Origin of the sequence: Legionella sheltonii (genome assembly GCF_026191355.1) — a bacterium.
In the GTDB taxonomy this organism is placed as follows: domain Bacteria; phylum Pseudomonadota; class Gammaproteobacteria; order Legionellales; family Legionellaceae; genus Legionella; species Legionella sheltonii.
The window spans coordinates 171531-189529 of the sequence record NZ_JAPHOQ010000010.1; the positions used below are offsets into that span (position 1 = coordinate 171531).

The window sequence follows — 17999 nt, forward strand, 5'->3', positions numbered from 1 at the left end:
TAGTTTGGTTGTCTGTTTTGTCAGCAACTCTTCCTTTCACTAAGTTAAACCATGAAGATTCACTTAAATTAGAAGGTATTCATAGTATTTTTCCCCAAATTTTAGTACATTAACCAATTTGTTATTTGATATCTCCAGAGGATTATTTAGGCCATGCTGAATACGTTGATTAAGAAAATGTTTGGAAGCCGAAATGAGCGTACATTGCGGCGTATGGAAAAGGCAGTAATGGCAATTAATGCATTTGAGCCACAAATGCAAGCACTCACTGATGCTGAATTAGCCGCAAAAACCCAGCATTTTAAAGCACGTTTTGCAGAGGGAGAAAGCCTTGACGAGATGTTAGCAGAGGCTTTTGCTACAGTAAGAGAAGTATCCGTACGTACTTTAGGCTTACGTCATTTTGATGTTCAGTTAATCGGTGGCATGGTGTTGCATGAAGGTAATATTGCTGAAATGCGAACAGGGGAAGGTAAAACATTAGTTGCAACTTTGCCTGCATATTTAAATGCAATTACTGGGCGCGGTGTCCATGTTGTTACTGTGAATGATTATCTCGCTAAACGGGATAGTCAATGGATGAAGCCTATATTCGAGTTTTTGGGATTAACTGTAGGTGTGATTTTCCCTGATATGCCACATCCTGCGAAACAAGAAGCTTATCGTTGTGATATTGTATATGGAACAAACAATGAGTATGGCTTTGACTATTTGCGCGATAATATGGCTTTTAGTCTAGAAGACAAAGTACAACGAGAACTAAATTTTGCCATAGTGGATGAGGTGGATTCAATTCTCATCGATGAAGCACGTACCCCGTTGATTATTTCAGGGGCGGCTGAAGACAGCTCAGAACTTTATATCAAAATTAATACCTTGATCCCCCATTTGAAAAAACAAGAAGAAGAGGGTGGAGAAGGAGATTATACTGTTGATGAAAAACAAAAACAGGCACATCTTACAGACGCAGGCCATCAACATATTGAAGAGTTACTGGTTAAAGCAAAACTTTTGGATCATGGTGAAAGCCTATATCATGCCAGTAACATTATGTTAATGCACCATGTCAATGCAGCATTAAAAGCCCATGCTATGTTTCATCGTGATGTGGATTATATCGTTAAAGACGGACAAGTGATTATAGTTGATGAGCATACTGGTCGAACTATGCCTGGTCGAAGATGGTCTGAGGGATTGCATCAGGCTGTTGAGGCTAAAGAGGGGGCCTCTATTCAAAATGAAAATCAAACCCTGGCATCAATTACATTCCAGAATTTTTTCCGTATGTATAATAAATTATCAGGGATGACTGGAACAGCAGATACCGAAGCATATGAATTACAGCAAATTTATAATCTTGATGTGGTTGTCATTCCAACAAATAAACCTATGGTACGTAAAGATGAGTCTGATTTGGTTTATTTAACTCAAAAAGATAAATTTCAGGCTGTTATAGAAGATATTCGTGGGTGTATCGTGCGCAAACAACCTGTTCTTGTCGGTACTGTTTCGATAGAAGCTTCAGAATTTTTAAGTCAGCTCCTTAAAAAAGAAAATATTAAGCATCAAGTACTTAATGCTAAGTTCCATGAAAAAGAAGCACAAATTATTGCCGAAGCGGGGCGACCTGGTGCCGTAACTATTGCTACCAATATGGCTGGTCGGGGAACAGATATTGTGCTGGGTGGAAGTTTATCTGCTGATTTGGCGCAATTACCTGAAACGGCAAGTGCCGAAGAAATAGATGCTGTAAAAAAGGAGTGGCAAAAGCGCCATGATGAAGTACTTGCTGCAGGCGGACTAAGAATTATAGGTTCAGAGCGCCATGAGTCGCGACGGATTGATAATCAGTTGCGAGGTCGTTCAGGACGTCAGGGCGATGTAGGAAGTAGCCGTTTCTACCTGTCACTGGAAGACAATTTGATGCGCATATTTGCTTCAGAGCGTGTTGCATCGATGATGCGTCGTTTAGGCATGAAACCGGGTGAACCTATTGAACATAGCTTGGTTACCAAAGCAATTGAGAATGCTCAACGAAAGCTAGAGGGACACCATTTTGATGTCAGAAAGCAACTGTTAGATTATGACAATGTGGCTAATGATCAAAGACAAGTCATTTATACGCAACGTGCCTCAATCATGGAAATGACGGATACTGAAGAGATAATCAACACGATGAGAGAGGAAGTCATATCTAATCTTGTTGATACTTATATTCCTCCACAAAGCTTGGAAGATCAATGGGAACCCAAAGCTTTAAGTGATGTCCTAATGGATGAATTTAAGCTCAAAGCACCAGTACTCGAATGGATTGAAGAAGATCATCATATCCAACCAGAACAAATTAGAGAAAAAATTCTTGAGCTGGCTACACGTAAATACGATGAAAAAGTAAAACAAGCTGGAAGAGCAACGATGTCACAGTTTGAAAAGTCTGTGATTTTACAAACCTTGGATAATCAATGGCGTGAACATTTGGCCGTAATGGATCAATTGCGTCAAGGTATTCATTTACGTGGTTATGCGCAAAAAGATCCAAAACAAGAGTATAAAAAAGAAGCATTCACTCTGTTTACAACCATGCTTGATAATTTAAAGTATGATGTAGTTCGTTTAATTTCTTCAGTTGAAATTCAAACTGAAGAAGACGTTAATGCGGTTGAAGAACAACGACGTGCTGAACAGGTCAGTAAGATGAGCTTACAACATGGCAATTATGCCGATGAAAATGAAGATGAAGCTCAGCCGCAAACATACAAGCGACAAGAAAAGAAAGTGGGTCGAAATGATCCTTGCCCATGTGGTTCAGGTAAAAAATATAAATCTTGCCATGGAAGTCTGGCATGAGCATCACCGTTGCCGTAGCGGTCATTATTGATGAGCAGCAACGAATTCTAATAACCCAACGTCCTTTTCATGTACCTCATGGAGGATGTTGGGAGTTTCCCGGCGGTAAGTTAGAAGCAGATGAGTTATCATCATCCGCATTAATCCGAGAAGTAAAAGAAGAAGTAGGCTTAGAGGTTAATCAATACCAGTTACTCGGTGAAGTTCACCATCAATATCCTGATAAAACGGTAAAATTAATTATATTTCTTGTTAATCAATTTTCTGGAATGCCTTCATGTTTGGAGGGGCAATTGGCTATGAAATGGGTTTACCAGGACGAATTAAATCCTGAACATTTCCCTGAAGCGAATCATGCAGTAATTGCCATGGTAAAAAATTACTTATTGACCTAGTTCTCCAGATCTTGAGCATAATGCAAAAAATAGATTAAGCACTGGATTTTAATAGAACTATTGGGTGATACAAGTTACTTAGCAAATTGTTTGGTTTCGATAGGCTGAATAAAATCTTCACCAATAATTTCATCTTTCTCTTTTAATTGATTGAGATTTTCTAGCGATGTTAACTTTTCATAGAGCTTGACTAGTTTACTTACTAGTTTAGGAAAGTTGTCCTCGAGCCTTTCTTTCTTTTTCACATGTTTCTCATGACGTAATCGAAGGATTAGATCGGGTTTATCGAATTTATTATATGCTTTTTTATTAGTTTTCTCGAATGCCGTTTCTGCTTTTTCGAAATGGAGTATTGTTTTATTAAAATTATTAATGATTTTATTTAACTGAGATAAGAATTCAGCATTATTTCCCTCACGTAATTTAATTTTAAGATTGATTAATTCAACAAAAATATTGAATAGCCATTGATAATGCATCACATCAAAAGGTGACATTTGATAACAAAAGCAAGTGTTTAATTCGTGTTGCAATAGTTCAATCGTTTGATCTGAGGAGCAAGGACTTTGAAAAAATGGAACTTTTTTTCGTTTCGTACTTTTAAAAAAAGGAATATGTATATATTCAGTAGTTTCTCTTATTAGTGGTTTAGCTCTTATTTCTTCATTTACAGCATAGATCGCGCCCTTACAAAGAAAGAGATTGAGCTTATATTGGCCTTCTGCATGCTTCAAATAAAAATCTAATTTTTCTTCCTCTGTAGTAGCCCTCCCAGTGTTTATAATCTCGATTTGTAGCCGATCGCTTTGAGATTGATAATGCTCTATAACTGTTTGCGGTAGTGTATAATCAAATACTCTGATTCGGGTTGTATGTGCTTTCTCAAACTCATCTTCATTAAGCAAAATGATGATATTTGAAATACCAACCCTATCCAGTTGATATAAGTGACCAAAAGGTAGGTCAGTATATTCAACATTAGCGAAAATTACTGCAATTTTCATTTCATACTCTCAAAGACTATAAAGTATTTTTTAAAGTATAGCCTAGGCAGTTAAGGAAAAATAAAGTACTTATGGTGATATAGGCGCGGTTTTTTGGACGAAAAAAGGTAATTTTTAAGAGCTATTCTTCTAAGTAACAGAGGAGAATAGAATGAGCAAAAAAAGAAACTATTACACGGCATCAAAAAAATCAAAGATAGCAGTTGCGGCAATTGAAGGAAAATTGACTCAGGCTCAACTGACCAGCGAATACGGTGTGCATCCTACCCAAATTAAAGCATGGAAGCAAACAGCATTGCAGGCTATTTCAGATGCTTTTTCCAATTCTCATGATAAGGATAAAAAAGAGCAAGCCGAGCTTGTTGGTGCTTTGTATGAGGAAATTGGTCGACTTCAAGCCCAATTATCATGGTTAAAAAAAAAGACTGCCACTGAGCTTGGATGAAAAGCGTAAGCTGATTGATAGCAACGCTGAAATATCAATCCGAGAACAATGCATGCTACTCGGATTGAGTATTTCCAGTTATTATTACAAAGCGTCTCCTATATCAGCAGAGGACGAGCGGCTCATGGCGCTGTTAGACGAGCATTATCTCCAGTATCCATGTGAAGGTAAAGTGAAGCGCGCACAATGGTTGTCCCTTGAAGTTGGCTATCCTGTTGGTAAACGACGCATCAAGAGACTCATGGAGGCTATGGGATTAGAAACCGTCTACCCAAAGCCAAATACAAGCGTTCCCAATAAAGAGCACACCGTGTACCCCTATCTATTACGTGACATCGATATCACTAAGCCTAATCAGGTCTGGGCTGCTGATATTACCTACGTGCGTATGAAGGGAGGCCATGTTTACTTGGTTGCCATCATGGACTGGTATAGTCGGTATGTGCTTCAATGGGCGGTGTCCCCAACATTAGAAGCAGAATTTTGTGTAGAGGCGCTAAAAAACGCGTTATTACAGGGGCGGTGTGATATTTTTAATACCGATCAGGGTGCTCAGTTCACGTCTAATGATTGGATCAATACCTTGAAGGCCCACAAAATCTCTATCAGTATGGATGGGCGCGGCCGATACCTCGATAATATTTTCATAGAACGTTTATGGCGCAGTGTTAAGCAAGAAAAACTCTATCGGTATGATTTCGAAACAATCGAAGAGATAGAGCTGGAATTAGCTGAGTATTTTGAATATTATAACAACCGAAGACTCCATCAGTCTTTTGGATATTTAACACCAGCTCAAGTGTATTTCGGACACCCTAGTACGGTTTCTAAAACATAGTTCGGTGTGTCATGGCTTACCCACAGGGTCCACAGGCCTATCCGAGACGATGAAGGCTCTACTGGCCTATGGACTTGTGGATAAGCCATTCTGTGAGAGCAGGAGTTAATAAACCAATTCGGAATAGCTCTTATTTTTCCTGAATTTTGTTCCAGATTACCAGACCTAGATTACTTGACTGTACTACAGGTTGAACTTGAAAGTGCTGGTCTCTTTGGAATGTGTTTCCTTTTTTAGCTTGATCATTGCAAATTGTCACAAGTGCATGATAAGCAAAAATCATATCGCCGGTAGCAGATAATGTTCCATCTGTCATAACAAGAGAGCCATCACGCTCAACTTCAACTGTTGTCTTGTATTTCATGTTTCTCTCACTTTATGGCCTATTTGTATATAATATTAGCATAATTTATTGGCACAGCATTAAAGTGTTATTTCTAGATAAAAAACTTTATTCCCGAGAAAAAAGGAATTAGGATTGCTGCATCACAAAATCTAGTTCGAGTTATTTAAGATATGACTCATATTGATAACTTAGAAGAATTCCACGTGGGAGCCTCTCATGAGAGATGAATCTAAGATTGAATTTGCAAATACATTACGAGGTCTTGCTGCATTATTTGTCGTTGTTTCTCATTATTTAAGTGCTTTTTGGTATAAGAGAGACTCTATTTCTCATCTAATTAATGCACCTCTATTAACCCCTGAAACCCACGCGACACCAATTTATGTTAAGTGGCTTAACCCATTTCCACTTTTTGACTGGGGTGCTTATGGGGTAGGATTATTTTTTATAATCAGTGGATTTGTTATTCCCTTTTCACTACAGAAGACCAATAGCATTAGTTTTTTCGTGAATCGTTTTTTTCGTATAGTTCCTACTTATGTCATTGGATTTAGTTTTACTTTATGGGCTCTATTTTTAGGTGGAAAATTCTTTATTACTGGATGGCCATATACGTTTCAGGAAATAATAATTCACTATCTCCCCGGAATTCGAGACATTCTTGCTTCAAGAAATATTGATGTTATCGTCTGGACTCTTGAAGTAGAAATGAAATTCTATCTCATCGCAGCACTATCCATTGTCTGGTTTCGTCGTTATTCTCTAAAGGTTTTTTTTATACCCACATTACTTTTTCTTTTGACCTGCTATATGTCGCACAGAATTCCCGAGTGGGCAACAAGTAATTTAGTAGCTTTTATTGGGGCAGAAACATATATGATGTCAGCACAATATATCATTTTTATATTTATTGGTGTTGTTTTGCATTACTTATATTGTCATAAAGTTAAACCTGATTTGGGATATTTTATAATTGGTACTTTATTTGCTATGTTTTGTATCGCTTGGTGGTCAGGGCCTTATTCAGGAAATTTAATCTTGGCATGGAGCTATGCTTTTGCTGTATTAACTTTTTTATTTGCTTCTATATTTCCTCATTTTTTTAAAGCAAATCCTGCATTTAATTTCTTGGCTCGTATTAGTTATCCATTGTATGTCATTCATAGTATCGTCGGTTATATCGTCCTGCGAATTATGTTGGAGATGAAGTTTAAAATTTGGCTATCACTCATTATCGTTATTAGTGCTTCTTTATTATTATCCTGGTTATTGCATGTATTTATTGAGCAGCCTTCTCGAACCTTAGGGAAAAATCTCGCGGCAAAATTAAGCAATAATTTTAAAGGGTCACCCATGTTTATAAAAAAAATGATAAAGTCATCGAGATTAAAACCCTCACAAAATTAATTTAGGAATTTTATGTCAGCTACTGAAACCATTTTAAGTAAACAAGAAAAAAAATGGATCTTAGACAGGCGTATAACAAGACTTTCTGATAATAAAGAAGTGCAAATTTATCCAATGGGCGCTGAACGCTATATCGCATCCGCATTGGCAGGAGAGCGAAAAGATAGATATGATCTTCGAGGAGAGATCGAGGGAAAAAATGTCTTGGTCATTCCTGGATATGGAAATAGTAGTTTTCTATTGGCTCAAGCAGGTGCAAAAGCCGTTACTGCCTATGATAAAGATCCCGTTACAATTGCTTGGATGAAAGCATTTAAAAAATATTATCTTTATCGTGAATATGATGATCATGGAAATCCACTTCCTTCAATTGGTGAATTATTCGCTGCACTGACCTTCTGGTATCCTCCTTTAATCCCTTTATCCAGTGGAAAATTCACTAATTTTCTATCCTGGTTAATACTACCGAATTCATTAAGAAGAACTTATATTCACTACATGGTGACATTGGTTCAACATGCCGTTCGCTCCAAAAGCCAAAGTAATTATGAACTCGATAGAAACATTCAATTCCATGTAGGGACAATAGATCAACTGCTTATGAGTGATAGAACTCAAACGTTTGATACTGCTTTTGTCCCATATTTGCTTGGTATTGAAAATGGGATAGAAAACGAAAAAGAAATAGTAGGTTTTATTGAACAATTAATCAAAATTATTCCTGAGGGACACATTCTGGTAACTCCCTCACGGAATACTAAAGAATATTCAATTTTAGGGAAAAGTTATTTTGTAACAACAGGTTATTCAGATATTCAAGAGATACCTCAGTTAAATACCTATGTTGTGGGGGATGACAAATACTGGTTTCGGACTCAAGGGCTTGCAATATTTGGAGCACGGCACAATTAGTGGGTGCAATATCAATTCATGAATTATTCGATTGGAGATAGCGCAATGGAATACAAAACCTTAGGAAATACAGGCTTGCTTGTTTCTACTCTTTGTTTAGGAACAATGACTTTTGGGGGAAAAGGATTTTGGGAAACAGTTGGTGCGGTTGACCAAGCAGGTGTAGATAAGCTCATCAAAACTTCTATAGATGCAGGGATAAATTTTTTTGACAGTGCGGATATTTATTCCGAAGGAGAAAGCGAGCGTCTTTTAGGGAACTCTTTAAAAAACCTTAATATCGCACGCAAAGACGTAGTGATCGCAACCAAAGTATATGGAAGAGTAGGGCAAGGTTACAATGATATAGGGGCCTCTCGGGGGCATATTATGGATGCAGTTGATGCTAGTCTTCGTCGACTGAATACCGAGTATATTGATTTGTATCAAATACATGGAAATGATCCCATTACCCCAATCGAAGAAACTCTGCGAGCACTTGATGCGTTAGTCCAACAAGGAAAAGTTCGCTATATCGGGTGTTCTAACTGGCAAGCATGGAAAATTGCAAAAGCATTGGGAATTTCTCAATTTAAAAACCTGGCCCGCTTTGATACGTTGCAAGCCTATTATTCCTTGGCTGGACGAGATTTAGAACGAGAAATTATACCTCTATTGGAAGCCGAAAAATCGGGGCTGCTGGTATGGAGTCCACTTGCTGGTGGCTTACTTTCAGGTAAATTCAGCCGTGAAAATCAAACACCAGACCACGCTCGTCGATCCAGCTTTGATTTTCCCATTGTCGATAAGGAAAGGGCTTGGAAAATTCTTGATGTACTCAGACCAATAGCAGCAAACCATAATTGTAGTGTTGCTCGTGTTTCATTAGCCTGGGTGCTCAGCAGACCTGCTGTAACCTCTGTTATTATTGGCGCCAAGCGTATAGAACAGTTAGAAGATAATTTAGAGGCTGTGAAACTAAAATTATCAGTTGAAGAACTAAAACAGTTAGATGAGGTGAGTGCCTTACCACCTGAATATCCTGGATGGATGCTTCCTTTTCAAGCGTTAGATCGATTGGATCCATCCGCACAGCGTTTTTAAAGGGCCAACTCTATTTTTTAAGATTCTGCATTATCGGAACGCAACAAATCGGTTCATCCCGAGCGTACGAGGGATCTCCCATCGTAACACCGTGTTACGGCGTGGAGATCCCTCGCTATGCTCGGATAACTTGCTGCGCTTCTGCTCATCTTTTTACATCATTTTTACTTTTCACATTTTTATGCCATAAATTATAGCAAGGTGAATAATATAATCAGCCTATGATTTCCATCCAGTTACGGTTTTATGAAGAGTTAAATGATTTTCTCCCACCAGAAAAGCGTAAAACGCAGTTTATTCATACCGTAGCACAAAAAACGTCGATTAAAGATCTTATTGAATCGCTTGGGATTCCACATACTGAAATCGAAGTGATATTAGTCAATGGAATATCAGTTGATTTTAACTATCTTGTCCAAGATAAAGATTTAATTTCCGTATATCCTGTTTTTGAATCTTTTGATGTCAGTGAATTAATTCGACTACACCCCAAACCACTGAGAAAACCTCGCTTTATTCTGGATGTGCATCTTGGAAAACTCGCTAAGTATTTGCGTTTACTCGGATTTGATGTGGTTTATGCAAATAATTTAACGGATGAGTTTATCATTCAGTGCTGTATTAATGAACATCGAATTGTGTTAACACGTGATATCGGGATTTTGAAAAATAAAAGCATTATGCATGGGCATTGGATACACCATACCAATCCTCAACAGCAGGTGGAGGAAGTGTTGCATCAGTTTCAGTTAAAAAAACAGTGCCATCCATTTACTCGATGTCTCTTGTGTAATGGAAAGTTGAAAAGAATTGAAAAAACTGAAATTATCGCAGATGTTCCTAAGTTGGCACAAAAATATTATGAAACATTCATGCAGTGCCAATCGTGCAAAAAAACTTATTGGGAGGGTTCGCACTATACTAAATTAAAAACCTGGGTTGAGAAAATTTTGCGCGATAGCGAAGGTGAATCCTTAAAATAATAAGAGAAAAATGCTGTTAAAAATATTATACATATTAAACGAATAGTCATCAAAGATACCGTGAATCACTATTCACTGCTAAACTAGTTAAATGCCTAATTTTTTAAATAAGACACTATGATAAATGATCAAATGGATGCATTTTTTAAGTCAAAAGCATTTGCTGTGATTGGTGCTTCATCCAATCGTGGAAAATATGGAAATAAGGTTTTACGTTGTTATTTACAAAATGGTAAAAAAGTTTATCCAGTAAATCCTCAAGAAGATCAAATTGAAGGATTGTCTGTTTTCCCTTCAGTACGAGATTTGCCAGATGAGGTAGAAAGTATTTCCATCATCACCCCACCTGCAGTTACAGAGAAAGTTGTTGAAGATGCAATTCACAAGGGCATTAAAAATATTTGGATGCAACCAGGTGCAGAAAGTAATAACGCCATTCAAAACTGTAAGCAACATAAAATCAATATCATAGCTGGCGGACCTTGCATTTTAATTGCTTTGGATTATAAAGATCATTAAGTTTTTTTTACAATTATCTTGGGCCTATTGATAGCTTTTTGCTCCGACCTATATGAAGAAGCTTGCGTTTGATTAAGAGCATAAGAATGTCTGCGGCACTTAAATAATAGACGGAGTGATATACAATATCCTCTCTGTCTCTAGAGAAGAATGGCATGTTTTGTTGCCTATTAAGGATGATAATTTAGCTGTAATTATAAGGGATATCTATGTACATGTGGTTTGAACTATTAGTTATGCTCGTTCTTATCTTAATATCAGCGCAATTATTCTCTAATGCGCTGGAATATTTTGGTGAAAGAATAAACATTTCAACTGGTGTCACCGGTTCAATATTCGCAGCGATTTCTACAGCACTTCCAGAAACAACCGTACCACTTTTGGCAATTATTGCAGGGACTCCTGATCGACAAATTAATGAAGAAATTAGTGTAGGAGCAATTTTAGGTGCTCCACTAATGTTATCTACCTTATCAACGGTTATCATGGCTTTTTCAGTAATTAAAAAACGGGGTATTAAGGGATACATTGCACCAGAAGTTACTGGATTTAAGAGAGATTTGAATTTTTTCTTAGTCGCATTTACATTCGGTGCTTTAGCAATGTTTCTTCCTCTAAAGCCAAACTATATACGTATTTTATTTAGTGTTACTCTCATTTCTCTTTATTTTATCTATTTATTACTTACATTGAGTGCATCTAAAGCTTTAGTCAAAGATGGACATGCTGTCATCACGAATGAGCCTTTGCTTCTAAACCGGCTAGGCCTAAAAACCAATTTAACAACAATCCTGATTCAATTACTTTTGGGTTTGATTTTATTAGTATTTAGTGCAAAAGGATTCATTGAGGGAGTACATGAAGTGGCAGACTTTATTGGTGTACCTGTTTTGCTTTTATCATTGCTTATTATTCCTATAGCAACTGAATTACCGGAAAAGGTAAACAGTGTGATTTGGGTACGCAAAGGCCAAGATACTTTGGGCTTTGGTAATATATGTGGTGCGATGGTTTTTCAGGGAACATTATTACCTGCATTAGGAATACTTTTAACACCTTGGCAACCCTCCAGGATAGTACTCACCGGCATCCTCATCACTTACCTGGCAACAGCATGGTTAAGGTTTAATATTTCAGCACATGGGATTAAAGTAGGTGCATTGCTTTTGAATGGAATTTTATACCTAACCTATCTTGGAATTGTGCTTTTATAATGCATATGGGCAGTACCAATGCGTGCTATTTTCCTTTATTAAAAATTAGGTGACCCTTATTTAATTTTCATAATGAATAAGTTATAAGCTCGTATAACTAGCGCAATAATATTATTTTTTCTTCAGCTAATGGAGTTTATGCTTTATGAAATTTGATGTCATTATTCTTGGCAGTGGAATTGTCGGAGTATCGATTGCAACTCATTTGCAAATGCGAGGACGCTCCGTAGCTTTGATCGATTTGAAATCGCCAGGAAATGAGACATCTTTTGGTAACGCAGGCTTAATTCAGCGTGAGGGAGTATACCCCTATGCATTTCCAAGAGATATTGCTTCGCTCATTAAGTATGCTTTGAACCACTCTCCTGATGTCCGATATCATCCCAAATCGATACTCAAGCTGGCACCTTTCTTGTGGAAATATTGGGTTAACTCTCATTCTTTTCGTCATGCAAAGATTGCGAAATCTTATGAAACCTTAATCCAACATAGTGTGAATGAACATCACTTTCTTGCCGATGCTGCAAAAGCGCGACATTTGTTGCGGTCAGGAGGATGGATTAAAGTGTTTAGAACCTCAAAAAAACAAGATGCTGAACTTCAATTTGCTGAGCAGTGCAAATCGGAGTATGGCATCCAATTTGAGTTCCTTGATTCATCTGCATTACATGAGGTTGAGCCCGATCTCGATAAATCATTATTAAGCGCTCTTCGCTATGTGGATTCAGAAACTGTAAGCGACCCTGGCGCGCTGGTATCTGCCTACGCAAAATATTTTGAACACCTTGGTGGCCAGTTCTTTTTTGGCGATGCATTCACTTTATCCAATCAATGGACCGTTCAAACAGGGCAGGGGCTAATCCATGCGGAAGCTGCTGTGATTGCATTAGGACCCTGGTCCGATGTTTTATGCTCAAGGCTGGGATATCGTTTTCCACTGGCAGTGAAACGTGGATATCACATGCATTATGCAAAAGGGCAAAATGCACACCTTTATCATCCTGTACTTGATATAGAAAATGGCTATTTAATCGCGCCTATGGCAAGGGGGATTCGTCTTACAACAGGCGCAGAATTTGCCACACGCGACTCAAAAAAAACTCCAGTTCAGCTTGATTTGGTAGAGCCTATAGCTCGTACGCTATTCCCAATTACCACACGAATTGATGAATCTCCCTGGATGGGGTGTAGGCCATGTACTCCTGATATGCTCCCCATTATTGGCCCAGCTCCCAGACATAAGGGACTTTGGTTTGCATTTGGACACGCACATCATGGTTTGACTTTAGGACCTATTACAGGTCGTTTACTTGCTGAAATGATGACCAAAGAGGACTTAATCGTTGATCCATTGCCGTTTAGTGCCAATCGATTTACTACATAAAACAACACATTTCATTGTAAGATGAATTAAAATTGCGAATTTATCGAGTAGGAGATATAAATGAGTGAGCCATTTAAAATCATTACTGATTTCAAAGAAAATGATGTTGTTTCTAAAATCATATACGAAAATTTAAAAAAATTTAATGAATCGATTATTGGCAATTATGAAGCAAAACCTTTTATTATCCATGCACAAACTGAGGGATTGGAAGTTCTTGGCGGAATTAAAGGAGATATATTTGGTAAGCTGTGTCGAGTATTTACCGTTTGGATCCATGAGCAATATCGTCGCCAAGGATTAGGACGTGAATTGTTTGAACAACTAGATGTTTTCGCAAAAGAAAATCACTGCCAAATGATTCAACTGGATACTGCAGAATTCCAAGCAAAGGGATTCTATCAAAAACTGGGGTATCAAGTAATTGCCACATTACCTGATAATTTTATGGGTTATACCAGTTACATTTTGAGAAAAAATTTATTCTAAGTATTCCTGTTCAATAAGAGTGAGTGCTCACTCATGTTACAACATTATATTTTTAAAAGTCGCTTAAACTTGGACATCAAAATTTGGAACACCTTCCCAATGAATTGGGCCATTTAAACTTTTTAGAAAATATCAGTCTTTATAATAATCAATTGAAATTATTTCCATTTTGGAACATTTGAATTTCGAAAGTACCATATTATCAAAATCGCTCATATGGCATAAATTATGCTCATCGTAGTCAAATAGGTGAGAAATGACAAAGTTTAGAGATTTGCAAAAAACAAGTTATGAGTGGTGCAAAACTTCTCGGAAAATCGGAAACAATTATGTGGAAGTTCCTCTCACTTCATATAGGATACGTGATCTGCCACAATTGAGTGAGATCGATTTGTCATCAAAATTATTTCAAGATGAAGATTTTGTCGTACCGCCAAAAGATAATGGTCGCTACTGGGTCAAAGCAAAGATAGGAAAACTTTATCTCGAATGGATACCCGGAGGTAAAGGAAGCTTTAGTTTAAATATTAAATATATAGATAAGCAAAATCGAACCCTACGGTCATTTTTAAATTTACAAAATCCACGACATTCAAATATTGAGTTTGAAGACTTATTGCCCTTTGATTTGAGTACCTATTATTCTGATCGTACAGGAAATTTGTCGCGAAGTGCCAGCTTTGCACGTGAGCAAAGAAGCTGTGCTTATGAATTGAAGATGATTCTCACCAAATTGCTTCTTGATGAAACGCCTACTGCAGATGAATTGAGAAACTTCCAGGAAAATTATAGGAATCTTTATATTATAGGAAATTCAGCCCAATCTGACGGATACATTAAAAAAGCACAATTTCAACCCTTAAAAGATATTACCTATTTCGGTCTTAATTCTCATAAAAAACCTGCTACTTTGTTTGAAGTATCAGCAAAAATAGGGGCGATTGCCTTAAATAATTTGTCTATCAGTGAGAAAGAAATTGGCGATGTTTTAAGGGAATACCTTGAGATTACGGGCAAAAAATTAGATATATTTGACAAAAAAGAGGTTCAGTTGGAAATATTGACTACTCTAATAGATAAAGGACGAGTTCCTTTAAAGTCGATAGTTGATGATATAGAGCCTCTATTACAAAATGCGATTTGCAGTTTAAAGAGGCAGCAAAGAACTACTCGATATTTTTCAAGTAATGATTTTACTGTCAATAATAAAACTGGTGCCGAGATTGATCAATGGCTGCAAGAAAAATTGTTTCAAGACCTTTCGCTTAAAGAACGCAAAAATGGATATCTTTTAGGATTGGAAAGGATAATTAACGATTTGGATCCTGCGCAAAAAAAGAGCTTGGGGCTCTGTATTTTAAATAATCCAAACCATTTTTTAAAAAAAGAAAGAGACTTTTTACGTTTTTTAGAGTATTCCAATGATACATACTCTATCTTTCAACTGGTCAAAAAGCTCATGCTCGGAGAACAAAAAAACAACACGCTTATTATTCATGATGAGGAGCATCATCAAGATTATGTTCTGTCTCGCCATGTATAACAAATCAATCTAAAATGAACGGCTTGCATCCAGGATAGGGGAGAAATTCCGGATGCAAGAGCTTTAGGCAACCTTACTTTAAATTTGCTAAGGGTAGTGTTTAAATAACTGTGTCATCTCTTTTAATTTGTTTATAATTTAACACTTAAAAGAGGTAGATATGAATAAAAAGAAAATAGATTTATCGAATTTTGATTTCAATGAGTTCAAATTAGAGGCTTTGACCCAGTTAAAGTCTGGCCAATCTCTCACTGGAAAAGACGGCATACTGACCCCCTTAATAAAAGAGCTATTAGAGGCGGCATTAGAAGGTGAAATGGATTCTCATATGACTGATTGTCATGAGACAGGTATTTCAAACCGTCGCAACGGCAAAACGACTAAAACAATTAAATCAACAACTGGAGTTTTTGATTTAGAAACACCTCGAGATAGGGATGGCAGCTTTGAACCCGAGCTTGTAAAAAAACGTCAAACGGTACTCAACGAGTCACTGGATAATAAAGTCCTAGCCCTCTATGCGATAGGCATGAGTTACGAGGCGATAAGCGAGCATTTATCTGAGATGCTCATGTTACGCACGATCTATTTTAAGCAGCCATATTTTTAAGCTCCCGCCATGCAAGCTGATTTGCTCTAAGGATCAATCTGTACTTAATGGCAAAATGATTTAATTGAGTTTTTATCTTCAACAATTCCAGCTTGCAGTATGCAATAATAGAAGCATAAATATGATTACACTGAGTTTTAACGGTTCGAGTGGGCGACTTGGTTAAGCTTGCATTTTGCTTAATTGATTTGTGATACTCTTCAATCCGCCACCGTTTCTGGTACACTTCATAAAGACGTTCGGCACTACTTGGCATGTCATTAGAAACAAGATAGAGAATTCCTGTTGAACCGTTTTCGTTTTTGAACACTTTTTTCAGGAGCCTCACGGGGAAGTCTAGGCCTTTAAGCCAGACTGTGTGGGCTACATCCTCTTCTAATTCTAAAGCTCTTACTTGTTGGTACCGTCCGTTTTTGGCCTCGTTTTCAGATAAAGCTAACGTGCGGTTAGATTTAATCCCAATGATAAACGATTTTTGAAGGTCTTTATGGATGTGAACCATATTGGCCTTCGAGCCAAACCAGTTGTCTGCAAGCACATAATCAAACATCACTTTATTGGTAATGGCCTGAGTAATCAGGTTTTGAAATAATTGATTTTTGGTAACCGATGATTTTCTTCTGGCTTGTTTGGTTTTAATATCACAATAGGCAACATCTTTTTTAATCACCTCATACCCTATGGGTACACTGAAGTCAGCATAGCGAACCATGCATGACAAGATGTTGATTCCTTTGAGCACGCTCCCTTTAGCATGAGAGTAATGCCAACAATTAATTTCATTCTCATCCGTGTAGGGTTTCTCTTCGATGGAGTCATCCAGTATTAAGACACCACCAACCGTTTCTTGCGACCTCACTGGCTTTTTTACATAGCGCCAAAGGGATTTTGAATCAAAAGACTCAAAACGAAGAAATCGAGTCACCTTGTCATGCGCAAATGCTCCATCAACCAAATCAGATAATCCGGTGGCTGTCGCATATTTGTTCTGACAAATTAAATAATCACTATAAAGATCAAGCATATCCATTTAACTTCCTCCCTAAAATAAGGACGAAATTCTAATGCTTTTTATTCAAACTACAAGGTCATGTGCGTAACATGAGTGAGATGTATGGACTAGAAGTCTCGAGTGCTAAAATCAGCCTGATTACTGACAAACTATTACCCCTGATTACCGAGTGGCGTAATCGCTCCCTAGAATCTGTATACCCAATCGTTTTTCTTGATGCCATGCACTTTAAAGTACGTGTTGAAGGTAAGGTCATAAGTAGAGCATTTTACACCGTCCTTGCTGTAAATTCAGAAGGTAAAAAAGATATTCTAGGGCTCTATTTATCTGAGGCAGAGGGAGCTCGTTTTTGGCTTAGTGTATTAAATGACCTTAAAGCTCGTGGTGTAGAGGATATCCTTATAGCAAGCATCGATGGACTTAAGGGATTTCCTGATGCCATTGCTGAAGTTTTTCCTAACACCGAGATCCAGCTTTGTGTCGTTCATCAAATTCGCAACTCATTAAAGTATGTGGTTAGTAAGGACCAGAAAGCCTTTATGGCCGATTTAAAGCTGGTTTATAAGGCTTCAAGCAAAGATATGGCTTTGCATCATCTACTTGAGTTGGAAGAGAAATGGGGCAAAAAATACCCGGCGGTGATGAAATCCTGGAATAACAACTGGGAAGCTCTATCACAATACTTCAAATACCCAGAAGAGCTAAGACGCATCATTTACACTACCAATATTGTTGAAGGCTTTCATCGGCAAATTCGCAAGTACACTAAAAATAAAGGCGCTTTCACCAGTGAAAACGCCCTTATTAAGCTTATTTATTGTGCTTGCCAGAAAGTACTGGAAAAATGGAATCAGCCCATGCACAATTGGGCGCTTATCGTGTCCCAGTTACAAATCTATTTCGAAGACAGACTAACCCTGGGACTTAGATAATGACTGAGGTGACACAGTTGGATGAACACTCTCTTG

16 protein-coding genes and 2 pseudogenes are annotated in these 17999 nt (G+C 37.6%); 15 read left to right on the forward strand and 3 right to left on the reverse strand.

Annotation, left to right across the window (positions count from 1 at the left end; genetic code table 11):
• The first annotated feature begins 153 nt into the window (after positions 1 to 153).
• On the forward strand, positions 154 to 2847 hold the full coding sequence (gene secA, locus OQJ26_RS12825) for a preprotein translocase subunit SecA (protein WP_265704158.1): 2694 nt from the start codon (positions 154 to 156) through the stop codon (positions 2845 to 2847).
• Entirely contained in the window at positions 2844 to 3242 is a 399-nt protein-coding gene (gene mutT, locus OQJ26_RS12830) for an 8-oxo-dGTP diphosphatase MutT (RefSeq protein ID WP_265704159.1), read from the forward strand. The genes secA and mutT overlap by 4 nt, the downstream gene beginning before the upstream one ends.
• Positions 3243 to 3316: 74 nt before the next feature.
• On the opposite strand, the gene OQJ26_RS12835 is transcribed toward mutT, so the two are convergent.
• Positions 3317 to 4246, reverse strand: a complete 930-nt coding sequence (locus OQJ26_RS12835) for a hypothetical protein (protein WP_265704160.1) — start codon at positions 4244 to 4246, stop codon at positions 3317 to 3319.
• A gap of 151 nt (positions 4247 to 4397) precedes the next feature.
• Between OQJ26_RS12835 and OQJ26_RS12840 the strand changes: the two genes are divergently transcribed.
• Positions 4398 to 4691, forward strand: coding sequence for a hypothetical protein (locus OQJ26_RS12840; RefSeq protein WP_065235619.1), 294 nt, complete (start codon positions 4398 to 4400; stop codon positions 4689 to 4691).
• Positions 4684 to 5529 (forward strand): IS3 family transposase, encoded by an 846-nt coding sequence (locus OQJ26_RS12845; protein ID WP_082650874.1) that lies wholly within the window; start codon positions 4684 to 4686, stop codon positions 5527 to 5529. Before OQJ26_RS12840 ends, OQJ26_RS12845 begins: the two co-directional genes overlap by 8 nt.
• Positions 5530 to 5659: 130 nt before the next feature.
• On the opposite strand, the gene OQJ26_RS12850 is transcribed toward OQJ26_RS12845, so the two are convergent.
• Positions 5660 to 5893: a hypothetical protein gene (locus tag OQJ26_RS12850; protein ID WP_265704161.1), complete on the reverse strand. Its 234-nt coding sequence runs from the start codon at positions 5891 to 5893 to the stop codon at positions 5660 to 5662.
• A 198-nt stretch (positions 5894 to 6091) separates the two neighbouring features.
• Between OQJ26_RS12850 and OQJ26_RS12855 the strand changes: the two genes are divergently transcribed.
• From OQJ26_RS12855 to OQJ26_RS12900, 10 genes and pseudogenes are all read left to right on the forward strand, one after another.
• Entirely contained in the window at positions 6092 to 7282 is a 1191-nt protein-coding gene (locus OQJ26_RS12855; protein WP_265704162.1) for an acyltransferase family protein, read from the forward strand.
• Between the two features lie 12 nt (positions 7283 to 7294).
• Positions 7295 to 8194: an ABC transporter permease gene (locus OQJ26_RS12860; protein ID WP_265704163.1), complete on the forward strand. Its 900-nt coding sequence runs from the start codon at positions 7295 to 7297 to the stop codon at positions 8192 to 8194.
• Between the two features lie 45 nt (positions 8195 to 8239).
• The gene (locus tag OQJ26_RS12865; protein WP_265704164.1) at positions 8240 to 9277 is read left to right on the forward strand and encodes an aldo/keto reductase; all 1038 of its coding nucleotides are present in this window, start codon (positions 8240 to 8242) and stop codon (positions 9275 to 9277) included.
• A 221-nt stretch (positions 9278 to 9498) separates the two neighbouring features.
• A complete protein-coding gene (locus tag OQJ26_RS12870; RefSeq protein WP_265704165.1) occupies positions 9499 to 10260 on the forward strand; it encodes a Mut7-C RNAse domain-containing protein in 762 nt (253 codons plus the stop codon).
• A 117-nt stretch (positions 10261 to 10377) separates the two neighbouring features.
• Positions 10378 to 10779, forward strand: a complete 402-nt coding sequence (locus tag OQJ26_RS12875) for a CoA-binding protein (protein ID WP_265704166.1) — start codon at positions 10378 to 10380, stop codon at positions 10777 to 10779.
• Positions 10780 to 10994: 215 nt separating this feature from the next.
• On the forward strand, positions 10995 to 11993 hold the full coding sequence (locus OQJ26_RS12880) for a sodium:calcium antiporter (protein ID WP_265704167.1): 999 nt from the start codon (positions 10995 to 10997) through the stop codon (positions 11991 to 11993).
• A 145-nt stretch (positions 11994 to 12138) separates the two neighbouring features.
• Positions 12139 to 13377: an NAD(P)/FAD-dependent oxidoreductase gene (locus OQJ26_RS12885; protein ID WP_265704168.1), complete on the forward strand. Its 1239-nt coding sequence runs from the start codon at positions 12139 to 12141 to the stop codon at positions 13375 to 13377.
• Positions 13378 to 13437: 60 nt separating this feature from the next.
• Complete coding sequence (locus OQJ26_RS12890; RefSeq protein WP_265704169.1) at positions 13438 to 13866, forward strand: GNAT family N-acetyltransferase; 429 nt, start codon at positions 13438 to 13440, stop codon at positions 13864 to 13866.
• 256 nt (positions 13867 to 14122) lie between these two features.
• Complete coding sequence (locus tag OQJ26_RS12895; RefSeq protein ID WP_265704170.1) at positions 14123 to 15409, forward strand: hypothetical protein; 1287 nt, start codon at positions 14123 to 14125, stop codon at positions 15407 to 15409.
• Positions 15410 to 15569: 160 nt separating this feature from the next.
• A pseudogene (locus tag OQJ26_RS12900) lies at positions 15570 to 15977 on the forward strand (transposase); the annotation flags it as partial.
• Positions 15978 to 15999: 22 nt separating this feature from the next.
• Here the strand turns inward: OQJ26_RS12900 and OQJ26_RS12905 are convergent.
• Entirely contained in the window at positions 16000 to 17049 is a 1050-nt protein-coding gene (locus tag OQJ26_RS12905) for an IS701 family transposase (RefSeq protein WP_265701959.1), read from the reverse strand.
• 65 nt (positions 17050 to 17114) lie between these two features.
• On the opposite strand from OQJ26_RS12905, the pseudogene OQJ26_RS12910 reads away from it, so the two are divergent.
• Positions 17115 to 17963, forward strand: a pseudogene (locus OQJ26_RS12910) (IS256 family transposase); the annotation flags it as partial.
• Between the last annotated feature and the right edge of the window lie 36 nt (positions 17964 to 17999).

Bases quoted from the DNA above. Each gene is read 5' to 3' on its own strand.
- OQJ26_RS12905 (WP_265701959.1), bottom strand. From the start codon at position 17,049: ATGGATATGCTTGATCTTTATAGTGATTATTTAATTTGTCAGAACAAA.
- OQJ26_RS12850 (WP_265704161.1), bottom strand. From the start codon at position 5,893: ATGAAATACAAGACAACAGTTGAAGTTGAGCGTGATGGCTCTCTTGTT.
- OQJ26_RS12865 (WP_265704164.1), top strand. From the start codon at position 8,240: ATGGAATACAAAACCTTAGGAAATACAGGCTTGCTTGTTTCTACTCTT.
- OQJ26_RS12860 (WP_265704163.1), top strand. From the start codon at position 7,295: ATGTCAGCTACTGAAACCATTTTAAGTAAACAAGAAAAAAAATGGATC.
- OQJ26_RS12880 (WP_265704167.1), top strand. From the start codon at position 10,995: ATGTGGTTTGAACTATTAGTTATGCTCGTTCTTATCTTAATATCAGCG.
- mutT (WP_265704159.1), top strand. From the start codon at position 2,844: ATGAGCATCACCGTTGCCGTAGCGGTCATTATTGATGAGCAGCAACGA.
- OQJ26_RS12870 (WP_265704165.1), top strand. From the start codon at position 9,499: ATGATTTCCATCCAGTTACGGTTTTATGAAGAGTTAAATGATTTTCTC.
- OQJ26_RS12840 (WP_065235619.1), top strand. From the start codon at position 4,398: ATGAGCAAAAAAAGAAACTATTACACGGCATCAAAAAAATCAAAGATA.
- secA (WP_265704158.1), top strand. From the start codon at position 154: ATGCTGAATACGTTGATTAAGAAAATGTTTGGAAGCCGAAATGAGCGT.
- OQJ26_RS12895 (WP_265704170.1), top strand. From the start codon at position 14,123: ATGACAAAGTTTAGAGATTTGCAAAAAACAAGTTATGAGTGGTGCAAA.
- OQJ26_RS12835 (WP_265704160.1), bottom strand. From the start codon at position 4,246: ATGAAAATTGCAGTAATTTTCGCTAATGTTGAATATACTGACCTACCT.
- OQJ26_RS12875 (WP_265704166.1), top strand. From the start codon at position 10,378: ATGATAAATGATCAAATGGATGCATTTTTTAAGTCAAAAGCATTTGCT.
- OQJ26_RS12855 (WP_265704162.1), top strand. From the start codon at position 6,092: ATGAGAGATGAATCTAAGATTGAATTTGCAAATACATTACGAGGTCTT.
- OQJ26_RS12885 (WP_265704168.1), top strand. From the start codon at position 12,139: ATGAAATTTGATGTCATTATTCTTGGCAGTGGAATTGTCGGAGTATCG.
- OQJ26_RS12890 (WP_265704169.1), top strand. From the start codon at position 13,438: ATGAGTGAGCCATTTAAAATCATTACTGATTTCAAAGAAAATGATGTT.